General features: G+C 40.5%; 7 protein-coding genes. All 7 read right to left on the bottom strand.

Going from position 1 to position 12,102, the window contains the following annotated elements; genetic code table 11:
• Nucleotides 1-16: 16 nt before the first annotated feature.
• The 7 genes from KO529_RS11140 to KO529_RS11110 all read right to left on the bottom strand — a co-directional run bounded on the left by KO529_RS11140 (nucleotide 17) and on the right by KO529_RS11110 (nucleotide 12,067).
• Nucleotides 17-2,095: a sulfatase-like hydrolase/transferase gene (locus KO529_RS11140; protein ID WP_215947935.1), complete on the bottom strand. Its 2,079-nt coding sequence runs from the start codon at nucleotides 2,093-2,095 to the stop codon at nucleotides 17-19.
• A gap of 72 nt (nucleotides 2,096-2,167) precedes the next feature.
• On the bottom strand, nucleotides 2,168-4,084 hold the full coding sequence (locus KO529_RS11135; protein WP_252734372.1) for an alpha-1,3-galactosidase-related protein: 1,917 nt from the start codon (nucleotides 4,082-4,084) through the stop codon (nucleotides 2,168-2,170).
• Entirely contained in the window at nucleotides 4,081-5,901 is a 1,821-nt protein-coding gene (locus KO529_RS11130) for an alpha-1,3-galactosidase-related protein (RefSeq protein ID WP_215947934.1), read from the bottom strand. The genes KO529_RS11135 and KO529_RS11130 overlap by 4 nt, the downstream gene beginning before the upstream one ends.
• Nucleotides 5,902-5,915: 14 nt before the next feature.
• Nucleotides 5,916-7,382, bottom strand: coding sequence for a sulfatase family protein (locus KO529_RS11125; RefSeq protein WP_215947933.1), 1,467 nt, complete (start codon nucleotides 7,380-7,382; stop codon nucleotides 5,916-5,918).
• Nucleotides 7,383-7,737: 355 nt separating this feature from the next.
• Nucleotides 7,738-8,301 (bottom strand): gluconate 2-dehydrogenase subunit 3 family protein, encoded by a 564-nt coding sequence (locus KO529_RS11120; RefSeq protein ID WP_215947932.1) that lies wholly within the window; start codon nucleotides 8,299-8,301, stop codon nucleotides 7,738-7,740.
• Complete coding sequence (locus KO529_RS11115; protein ID WP_215947931.1) at nucleotides 8,301-10,013, bottom strand: GMC oxidoreductase; 1,713 nt, start codon at nucleotides 10,011-10,013, stop codon at nucleotides 8,301-8,303. Before KO529_RS11115 ends, KO529_RS11120 begins: the two co-directional genes overlap by 1 nt.
• A gap of 527 nt (nucleotides 10,014-10,540) precedes the next feature.
• The gene (locus KO529_RS11110; RefSeq protein WP_215947930.1) at nucleotides 10,541-12,067 is read right to left on the bottom strand and encodes a sulfatase family protein; all 1,527 of its coding nucleotides are present in this window, start codon (nucleotides 12,065-12,067) and stop codon (nucleotides 10,541-10,543) included.
• Between the last annotated feature and the right edge of the window lie 35 nt (nucleotides 12,068-12,102).

Here is a 12,102-nt window from a genome sequence, read left to right as displayed (position 1 = left end):
TCAGTCCTCAATAATTTTATTTACTGAAAAAAGCATTTTCAGGGACTTTGGATTTTGAAAACGATGGACCCTCCCAGCTCAATTCCAAAGAGTCATCACCCTTGGAAACACTACCACAATAAATTTTAATGGGATGATAACCTGCTTTTAGCCTAATATTCCCCTCCCTTGTTGTACCAGCCTCATATCCATAATCGGCATCGATAACACTTGCCTCATGTATTTTTAAAAAACCTTTACTGCCGGACTTCAAAGAAAAAGTATAATCTCCAGCCACTGGAATATTGATATATCCCTCAAAAAGAACTACCTCTCCATTCTTCAATTTTATTCCTGCTAGATCAAGAGAAGTAGCATTACCCATTGCAGTAGCTGGCAATGTATTTAACTGTGGCAACCAGGGAGCCGACCTTTGGTAAGCTTTCCAACTGAGACCGTTGGTTAATCCGTCTACGGAACTAGCTGCAATGGCCGCATTGTCATATGGCCTCTGCGCGGTTAAATTTGGCATACGTACCTGTAATACTCTTTCTTTAAAAGTTTGCTGCAACTCTCGCATATCCCTATTACCAGCTAAATTATCGGCCTGTTGGGTATCGCTTATAACATTATATATCTCAAAATCATCATTGGCATTTTGAATATTGTAACGTAGTCCGACCAGGTCCCCGATTCGCATCATCTGCATTTCCTTCCTCAGCCTATCCCTATTATTCGGTGCAAATTCGTCATAATTTGGCGTGTGCTGTCCTTGCGTGTATTCCACATAGATAAGACTCTGTTGTTGGTTACCTTGTCTGGTCAAAGACGGCAACAAGGAAACTCCGTCAGTGTTTACTGGTGCCGGACTACCAGCGGCAGCAGTAAAGGTTGGCAACCAATCATATGATATTGATGGAGAATTTACAATATTCCCTGCCTTGATTCGTGCCGGCCATTTGGCAATAGTAGGAATTCGTTCTCCCCCTTCCAGGACATCCCTTTTTATTCCATCAAACGGACCAAAACTGTTGAAAAAATTAGCTTCATAAGGTTCATTATCCAGGTATGATTCAATGGAGGGCCCATTGTCCGAACTAAATACTACCAAGGTATTTTGATCGATATTTAAATCGGATAACAATTTTAATATATCCCCTACTTGATCATCGATTCTCCTAGTAGTCGTGGCAAATCGTTTATAGACATTAGGCCAGGCCACTTCAGGTGTAGCTTCATTATTATCATGATTATAAGTAGCATAGATATAGTCTGGATGTACCCAGGAATCTATGGTTCCAGATGCTGTGTTTATCATTTGACCAGGTTTCCCTGTCCATTGCACCCCACCATTCAAACCTCCCCCATCGGGATAGGCTTGCGTGGGCAGTTCCAAAACGGCATGTGGGGTATCAAAGGCTAAATACATAAAGAAGGGTTGTTTTCCCCCTTTACCTTTTGTTTGTTCTACAATCCATTTTTTGGCTACTGCTGTCCAAAGGTCACCGGTATAACATTTGTCCAGATCATTGCTTACTTCATTTTTGTTTTCATAGACTTCCTTTGCTCCTCTATAAAGGCCTTCCTTTGGGTAATGCTCGTGGCCGTCCCTGTGACGCATATAACCATAGGAATAGTCGAAGCCACGGTTTATGGGATGCGCAGGCCAGCTATCGCCATCCTCAGACCATTTATTGGAACCCATCAATCCCCATTTTCCAATGGCGGCAGTTGTATAGCCCAACTTCTGTAGTACGTTGCCCATGGTATGGTTATCCGCCAAGGCCTTGTCGAACTGACTATTCCTAACATTGGCATGTCCTTGACTTAAACCTGACAAAAGAGAAGCTCTTGAAGGCGCACAAACGGGTGCAGCCGCATAGTGATGGGGCATTAATGCTCCATCAGAAGCCATTTTGTCCAAGTTGGGTGTCAAAACCCAGGGTTCACTGCGGTCGTTGATCTGCTGTCTTTGATTTTGAAAAAATACGCCCACATCGCCATAACCTAAATCATCGGTAAGGATAAATATGATATTTGGTTTTTGATCATTAGTTATAGGCCTTGCCTCTTGGGCATAAGTTATTTTTCCACCTACTCCCATTATCATTGTCATTAAAACAACAATTTGTAATGAGTAACCATTTCTTATTTTAAAGTATGACATTGTCTATCTAATATTTGATTATTATTTAAACTTAAGGTTGGGAAGCAATTCGTCTTTCACAAGTATTTGTTTTGACTTACCCAAATATTTGTTTTTCTTGAATTGGATATTTTTTGATGCTTTCACCGTAATAGCGGGATTATTGGGGTGAAGTATTGGGAAGGTGCCAGAATTGGTTATCGTATTGCCTTGGAACAACAATCCATCAACATTGGAAATCTCCAAAATAAGATTGTCGAATTGATGAAACTCGTTATTGGCTATTTCAATATTTCTAAACGCAATATTGTGATTTTCATCGTCGGTAACAAAACGAATCACCCCCCTATTAAATCCACTATGTTGACTGTCCTGAAAAGTATTGTTCCTAATAATAAGGTTGGCAGCATTCCCTGATTCAAACCAATGGCTACTTTCCACAGGTACCAATATAGCTTCCATTTCGGTACTAAAAAAATTGTTTTCGATAATCGTTTTCTTTGGATTGGAAATTAAAAGGCCCCTAGCCCTATTTCTACCAATATTGCAATTTTGCACCAATAGATCTGGATAACCTTCTACATTTTCAATTAAATCTCCAACATTTAGCCCAGCCGGCAGGTCTTCGTTAAAGGTTAGTATCTGATACCTACCGTTTATATACTCCATACTTTTCAATGTCAGATAATCATACGGAAAAAAGGAAGACTCCAATCTCACCAATCCGATGGTATCATTGGTGCGCCCAATAGCGAATCCTTGTTGCTGTGCATGTCCCATACGGACACCGACGCTATTTTTATTAAGGATATCCATTACTTCCTGATAGGTGCCGTGAACATTGGTTGCATCGTCCAACTGATTATTAAACGTGCAGTTCTTTAGTACCACCTTGCCCCTACAACCAACAAAATGGGTAGCATCGGCCGTGGTAGAAACCATTCTTCCTTGTGAAGGAGTAACATTAAAGCTATCCAAAATAAGGTCCGATGAATTCTCTGCAATCAATCCCATTCCTCCTGCGTGATGAACGTTTACATTTTTTGCGTTAAAGCCGTCCGTTCCTGTAATCCGAAAGGCTGGAGCTAGGCGATTCAGACTCTGATCACCCTTACAGACCAGTACCAGACCAACAGGGGGCAGTTTCTGTTTGTGATTAAAAATACGTACTGTACCCGGCTTAACTTCCTCTACCCTTAAATTATCCTCTTTTCCCCGCACTTTCTCTACTTTGGAACGGGGGTCGGTCTTGTACTTATACTTTATTTTATCCAGATTATGCTGAACAGTGGAGTTACGTGTGGCAGATATTGGTGTATAAACTTCGGTATTAAAGGCGATGGCATTCCGAGTCGGATCAAAAAGGATGGACTGCCCCAAGGTATGCTCGTAATATTCCTTGACAAAAATTAACTGTCCATTCCTAATCTCATAGGGATATGCCTCGGAAAACTCCATGTCAAAAGAATTATTCGCCTCGTCATTGGCCACTATTAGTCCCTCACTATGGAAAGGAACAGCCCAGTCGATAGAAACATTAGTAATAGTAATATTTTGTGAATCTTCAATAAGAAAAGGTATCATTCTACCGTGAAAGATAAAAGTAGATCCTTGGCCGTCAATTGTCAAGTCATGCATCCCAAATATAGGAATGGCCGTCTTTGCCAATACATCGTCATGGTTGGAAATGCGCGTGAATTTTTCGAAGGCCTTATCTGGATAGAAATGATAGGTTCCCATTTCAAATTTAATTTCTGAGATGGGATGTTCCTTTGCCTGACGAATCCTTGCTAAAACAGCAGGAGTAGCATCATCAGCGATTACTGTGGTAAATAGCACATTCTCTGAAAGTGAATCTGTCGATTGCGGAAAACCAGCCCCGCACCAAAGGAAAATAAAAAGTAGCATCACAATTTTAAAACACTCAGAACTTCCTTTTGATAGTTGAAATTTTCTCATTTCCTTATTTTAAAACCTTTGTTTGCCTTTGACTTAAAGGTTTGTGAAGAAACCTCATCCTTTTCTATAATTCTCATATTCTTACCCTCATACGAGTTCTTTACAATTTCTACATGCTTACAATTCATAAATTGAAGCATAGGTGCTTTGGGATATAAAGAAGGGGCATTGTACATTTGTTTGATAGTATTTCCTGATATTAACAGGCCGTCTACCCTGTCTGCCCACACAATTCGATTGTCGAATGTCTCTATATAATTATTAACAAAGCGAATATTACGATCATAAACTTCTGTGTCATCAAAACCCGTCCCTAGGCGGGGACTAATTTTTAGTACGGCATGCTCCATACCGCTATAGGCACAGTATTCAAAATTGTTGTTCTGGATCAGCACATCTCCTACCGCCCCGGATTCGAACCAATAAAAAGTTTCTCCCCGAAAAAATATGGAGGACATCATAGACGAAAAATTATTGTTTTCAATAAGGATTTTCTCAGGTGTCTTTAATACAATATTCCTTGCTCTATGGTCCTTAACAGTACAACCCCGCATAGTAAATGTTGGATTCCAAGTTTTATTTTCCAAAATATCGCCTATGGACAAATTTGAAGGGAGTTTATTTTTAAAGGTAATTTCGGAATAACGATCATTGATATACTTCACAGCTGCCACCTCGTTTTCTGCTGTCCTACTAGGACTTGGCTTTTGAATAAACCAAAGCACATCGCCCTTATCTGCAAATTGAAATCCCATTTGCTCAAAATGCTTCAAGGCCACACGAACTGTATTGTCGTTGACAATGTGGTCTACCTCAACGTAAGTACCATGTACATTGGTACCATCATCCAACATGTGCATAAAAGTACAATCTTCAATAAGTATATCGCCCTTACAATTCGCAAAATGGGTAGCATCGGCGATAGTGGAGACTACTCTGTCCGATCCCTTAGGCACATAGATACCAGATTTCTTAATGGTAATATCCTGGGTCCTTTCAAACAAAAACCCCATACCCAAGGCATGATGGATAACAATATCCTCGAAAAGGACATTATTGGATTGCAACACTTGAAAGGCAGGGGCATAACGGTTCTTTTCCTTCTCCCCTTTGGAATTTAAAATAGCCCCTATTGGCGGGTATTGCTTTAAGAATTCGTGGAATCTAAGAATTCCGTTCGAACGTTTTTCAACCCATCTAGGATTGCTATTAACATCCCAAGCTCCGTGTGAAACCCGTTTAAGTTCGGGGTCAAAAGCCAGTGTACTCCCCAACTCGTTAAACGAAAATCCATCTATATTAGGGAAATATAATTGGTCATTCTTCACTTCCCATGAATATCCATCTGTAAGAGGTCTAATATCCCTCCATCCCTGAGCCGAGTCTATAGCTACCACTTCTCCTTGAAATAGAAAGGGAATATCCCAGTCCAAAATGAGGCCTTTGACACTAATTTTCTTGCAATTCTTAAATTGGAAAGGCGCTACTTGCCCGTGAAATATGAATTCAGCACCATTTCCCTCAATCTCAACAGAATCAAAATTTTCAAAGAGAAAAATAATATTCTTCAGTCCATTTCCATGATTGGTAATATAGGAATATTGCTGTTTGGCAAAGTCTGGAAGAAAGGTGTACGTTCCTTTTTCAAAAACAAGTTTCACCTCTTTTTCCGTCACCCTTTCCAGAGCTTCCCTGACTATAGCAGTCATATCCCCTACTTTCGATTCAATTTTGACAAGCTGCTGTGCGTTTACTACCGTTGATACCCCCAGTATAAGAAAACAGAGGCCAACCAAAAATTTAGATTTATTCAACATTATATAATTTTGTATTATAAATTAACTCCTGTTCCTTGCAAGGAGTTGTCGTGATCCCATGTAATTAGCCAGGGATCACGGGTTTTAATTTGAAAGGCTTTCATTTTTTGGATCATGGCATCCATTACTTCTTTATAATTAGAGTCATTGGCCAAGTTCACAATTTCATCTGGATCTTTTTCCAAATCAAATAATTCAAATTCCGGACGAAAGAGGTAATCTTCCACCTTTCTTTTACCGAAATACTCTTTTTTGTTTATATATACTTCCTGCCATGTAGACGCTGCCCATAAATCTGAAGCAAATGGATATTCAGATCTCCATGCTATGTTTCTTATCAATTTAAAGTTCTTATCCCTAACCACGCGCATTGGATAATACATAGTGATTTCATGAAAGGTATGGGAGGCGTATATTTCATCCCTACCTTTAGCATCTTTTTCGTTCAATAAATTTCTAATAGAACGCCCATGAAATGACTTTTCCTCGATTTCCACTTTTGCCATGTCCAAGATGGTTGGTGTTAGGTCTACCCAAGAAATCATTGCATCCGAAGTAGTATTCTTCAATTTAGAGAAAGGGTCCTTGATGATACATGGCAGCTTCATACCTGGTTCGTATAAAGTAGTTTTTGCTCCAGGAAATGCTATTCCGTTATCGGAAATATAGATTACAATGGTATTATGGGCTTTTCCGGATTCTTGAAGTATTTTCATCAACCTACCAAAACCTTGATCTATTCTCGAAACACTTTGGTAGTATTGAGCAATTTCTTCCCTGCTTTCCTTGGAATCCGGTAAAAAATCGGGCACAACAACCTCATCGGGGTCATAGGTAATGGTCTCCACTCCCGGAAACCCTTCCACTTTATTTCCAAAACTATTGGCGGCATCCCACTGCCCTGAATTTGTTGATGCTGCACGATGCGGATCATCTGTACAGAAATACAGGAAAAACGGCTTTTCAGAAGCCAGAATATCTTTGCATTTTTCTGCCATTTCCACAGTATTTCTAGGGTTGGCCTTTAACTCTTGTTCAAAATGGTAGACCGATTCAGGTGCCAAGTGGTACTTTCCTATCCGTGCTGTAGCATAACCTTCCTTTTCAAGAAGTACCGGCAAGGACTTAATTGTATCATAAGTGCTAAAGTGGTGATAATCATGAACATGACCATAGGACCCAGTAGCGTGCCCATATTGACCGGTAAGGATTACCGATCTACTTGCCGCACAACTGGCACTTGTACAATAGGCATTGTTGAAACGTACACCTTCTGTGGCCAATTTATCCAGATTCGGGGTTTTTATCACCTTATTCCCATATGCCCCGAGGGCATCCGTTCCATGGTCGTCAGCAACAAAAAGAATAATATTGGGTCGGGATATCGATGTCTGTGCAACCCCTGCTGTTTCGCTTTTATCAGCACAGGCCTGAAACAACAATCCCATAATGATGATAATAATGGCTAGCCTAAAATTCATTGAATCTATTTGTTTAATTAAATTCATTTTGATGTGATACTCCGCAAGGGACAACAATTTGGTTTCCCATGACACTTTGAGAACCCGAAGTAATTGAAATTATAGTATATAGGTGTGTCCAACCGTCCATAAAATGTTGCTGTGCATACATTTTGGCGAAAAACTAAGGTGTTCTATTTTTCAATCCTGCAAACGGAGATACGAGATAGGTAAATTGATAATATAGAAGTATTATCCTTGGCTTTATGTTGTATAATCTCAATTTGTTCAAAAAAGGATATATCGACGAATAGTTAAAAGCTTTCCAGAAAATTGCTCGTGCAAGGGAAGCTAAAACAGACGACGTCCTTCCAATTTACAATGACCAAGCTTTGCCTCCTGTTAATTTTTCCAAATCGCTGCACGGAATGTATTCCCCTGGAACGGGTAGGTAAGCAAGGACTTCCTCACCTATATATTCATTGCATTTATAGGCATAAACTGTTAGATCCCTGATTTTTTTGGCATAGGCCAGTTCGTCCCCAATATTTTGTTTTAATGCCTTTTGCATGATTGGGGCAAGATCTTCCGTTGTAAGATGACTTGATTTTTCCTTCTTGGTTTCTTTTAGCGCATCTGCCAATAATTGGTCCAAGGTCGACCTAAATTGGTCTTGTTCTTTTTTGTCCATTACCTCCTTGGCAAAACTGTCCAGGAAAATATGTGCGTTAACTTCCGATGCCGAGGGAGTGTCCGTTTTTGGCAGAATGGCATCTACCAACAAGATGAGCAGGAACCCCTGGCCCTGGTTTAGGAATTCTGGAGACCAAACCACATCGCTTTCGTTCTTGCAACTTTGCAACAGACTTATTAAAGTTGGTGTTGCCACCACATATCCGAGGGACACCCCCATCTGTATCAATACTTTTCTTCTATCCATTATATATTCCCTTTTTTAAGTTCTTGTGCGGCATGATTTGCGGCTCTTGCAGAAAAAGCCATATACGTCAATGAGGGATTTACACAACTTGAGGAAGCCATAAAAGCACCATCGGTGATATACACATTAGGTACTGCATGTACCTGATTATATCCATTTAAAACAGATGTTTGGGGGCTACGCCCCATCCTTGCAGTACCCATTTCATGAATACCGTGCCCCATATTGTACTTGCTATTATTGGTCTTCACATCACGGAATCCCGCTTTTTTTAGCATTTCTGCCGCATGTTGTACAATATCTTCACGCATCTTTAGCTCATTATCCCGTATTTCCGCATCAAAATTTACAGTTGGTAATCCCCATGCGTCCAATTTGTCATAATCCAAAATCATTCGGTTGTCCTCATAAGGTAAAATTTCACCAAAACCTCCTACACCCATCGTCCAACCCCCTGGCTTTAAAATAGCTTCCTTCAAGTCTTTGCCCATGGACAATTCGGCAACGGCTTCTTGCCAATTCTTTCTACTGGCGCCGCCCTGATATCCAAAGCCGCGGATGTAGTCCTTACTTCTCGATATTATATCCAAATTTTTAAATCTAGGAATGTAAACACCACCAGGTCTTCGTCCTTTATAATATTTATCTTCAAAGCCATCAAATTTACCGTTGGCCCCTGCCCCTAAATGGTGATCCATGATGTTTCGACCTACTTGACCGGAATCATTGCCCAATCCATTGGGGAAGCGATCGGATTTGGACTGTAATAAAATAGAAGCCGAGGCAATCGCAGAAGCACACAAAAATATTACCTTGGCCTTAAACACCAACTCTTCTTTGGTGAGCCTATCAATAATTTTAACACCGTTAGCTTTTTGGGTAATGGGATCATAGATGACCTCGGTTACAATGGAATCTACCCTTAAGGTTAGATTACTTGTTTTTTCGGCAGCAGGCAAGGTAGATGAATTACTGCTAAAATACCCCCCAAAAGGACATCCGCGAACGCATCTGTTCCTAAATTGGCATTTGGTTCTACCTTCAAATTGTTTATCGCCTGTAATATGGGCAATTCTACCTACAGTTACAGGACGGCCCTCGAAATTTTCGGCCACCATCTCCCTGAAATGTTGTTCTACACAGTTGAGTTCCATCATCGGCAAAAATTGCCCATCTGGTAATTGGGGAAGTCCCATTTTTTCGCCAGAAACCCCTATGAAAGTTTCCACTTTATCATACCAAGGTGCAATATCCTTATAACGAATAGGCCAATCTATACCATGCCCGTCATTTTTGTTGGCTTCAAAATCCATGGCATTCCAACGATAACTATGTCTGCCCCATTGTAACGAACGCCCACCTACATGATAACCACGCATCCAATCAAAAGGTTTTGTTTCTTGGTAAGGGTGCTCTAGATCGTTTACAAACCACATATGAGATTCGGCCCTAGTTAAACGTGGGGTCCGTCCCTGTTTCAACTGTTTGGCCTTTTCTTCCAGTGGCAGCTCTCCTCCGTGCGGAAAGTCCCAATCATCCTTATTTGCGGTCTCATAGTCCGTAATATGGTTGACCATTCGACCTCTTTCCAGCACCAAGGTCTTTAACCCATTTTCGCAAAGTTCCTTGGCCGCCCAGCCCCCGCTGACTCCAGTTCCTACTACAATTGCATCGTAGGATTCTTGCTCTTGGTTGTAATAAAATTTGCTCATTATTTTGGTTTTATTTTATGGGTATTTTAATGGGATTCTTCCTAATCCATAAGTATTATACAAAGGTGTATGGGGCCTAACAAAACTTCACCATGGAACTTGGCAGGGTTCATTTAGAGTTTGCCCTTGGTAAATGAAGGTCAATTGAAGAATAAATATGTATTTATGGGTATAAATGATGTTCCTCTCTGTACATACTTCCTATTTAGACTTGTCCCACTTACAAAAGGGATCAGAGTAACTAAGCAGCAATCGCAAGGGTGCGTTCATTTGAGTAGACAAGCCCTTCCCATCACGCAGTACATGTCTCCAACATTCTTTATAATTGCATAAGCTTATTGGCCAATTTATCTACATAGGGAATGGTGCTCATTTTGTGACCATGGGTATCCAGTGTCCTCTAACAAGGTCATCAGCATAAATCAAAACGATTTTGGGTTGTTGCAGTTGTTGGGGCTTAACCTATGCATAAATACCATGCGGCACTTAGCAAATAGGTTGATGATAACATTCCTTATGGCGCCAAATTATTCGGGCTGCTTTACATAGTTTAAAGGAGAAATGCGTGTTCCTGTATTGTAATCCAACCGCTTACCATAATAAATATAATTGTCAAAAACATCGCCATTACCTAAGGTACGTGGGTCTCCCTGAGCTATAAGCTCTGTTTCCATTTGAGCGCGAAGTTTTTTTATCTGCACAGCATATTTGGGTAGATCGGCTAAATTATTGATACAATGTGGATCTTCTTGAATGTTATACAGCTCATGCTCCGGCCTTTTATCAAAATTCATCTCAAAAAAGAAATATTCCTTATCCCCAGGCTGTAGATCGGTGAGGTAAGTTTTGGTTGGTGATCCATCACAGTTTAAAAACCCGTATTCAGGATTTCCAACAGGCCATCTTTCTGGTATTATATTATGAACATACAGTAATGAATCATTCCGGATGGCACGGACTGGATAGGCCAAATCTGTCCCGTCCTGATTGGAACGACCAACATCATGACGCTCCTTGCCTAATAATACATGGTCACGAGAGGGGTCTATTTGTCCCGATTTTGGAGAGAGCAACTGTTTTATAAGACTTCCTCCAGTCATTTGCTGATGTGGTTTATTCCCCGCTACTTCCATAAATGTTGGGGCTAAATCTGAAAAGCTTACGAAATCGTTCACCTTACGACCAGGATATATTTTACCCTTCCAATAAACGATCAATGGAATGTGAAATCCCTCTTCATATATCTGCCCTTTTACTCTGGGGAATGGCATCCCATGATCAGAAGTAACTACTATCATGGTATTGTTCAACAAACCTTTTTCCTTTAATATTTGTATGGCCTGACCTACTTGGGTATCAAACCATTCCACCTCATTGGCATAATCCAACAGGTCTCCACGAACTATGTCGTTATCTGGATAAAATGGAGGCACAGCTGCTTCTTTCAATTCGCGCCCTGCCTTTTTCCATGAATCCAGTTCATAGGCCCGATGGGGCTCCTTGGCTCCTAACCAAAAACAGAAAGGATTTTCTCCACCTTTTTCGTTCAAAAATACACCAAAGTTGGAGGCGTAATCAATATCACTGATACCTTTATATGGAGGTTTTAATTTTATACTGCTATACTCAGGTCCTGCGGGGTTATCTTCAGTATCATAAACCCCAGGTCCCCATCCTTTACCCGTAAAACCTATATTATACCCCTCATTGGCCAATAATTGTGGATACGTCTTAAACTCGGAAGGAAAACGACCATTGTGGTCCGCTGCCTCCTTGAGTTGCCAACTATATTTTCCCGTAAGGATACAGGCTCTTGCCGGCGAACATTTAGGATTACCATTATACGCATTGTTAAAAACAACCCCTTCCTTAGCCAAGCTATCTATAGACGGAGTGTTTACAAAAGTATCACCATAGGCCCCAAAACTCTTCATGGATGCATCGTCTGCAATGCAAAACAGGATATTGGGCCTTTCCATATTTTTTTGAGCCTTCGCTACTAGAGTCAGGAATAAGCATCCAACTAACAAGGTATTTAAGGTAGATTTTTTCATATATCGAGATTCAATTCCTTCTTCCTAACTATAGG

Source organism: Arenibacter algicola (assembly GCF_018860365.1).
GTDB lineage: Bacteria > Bacteroidota > Bacteroidia > Flavobacteriales > Flavobacteriaceae > Arenibacter > Arenibacter algicola_B.
Note: the sequence above shows the minus strand (reverse complement) of the source record. Positions and strands in the feature narration are given on the sequence as shown.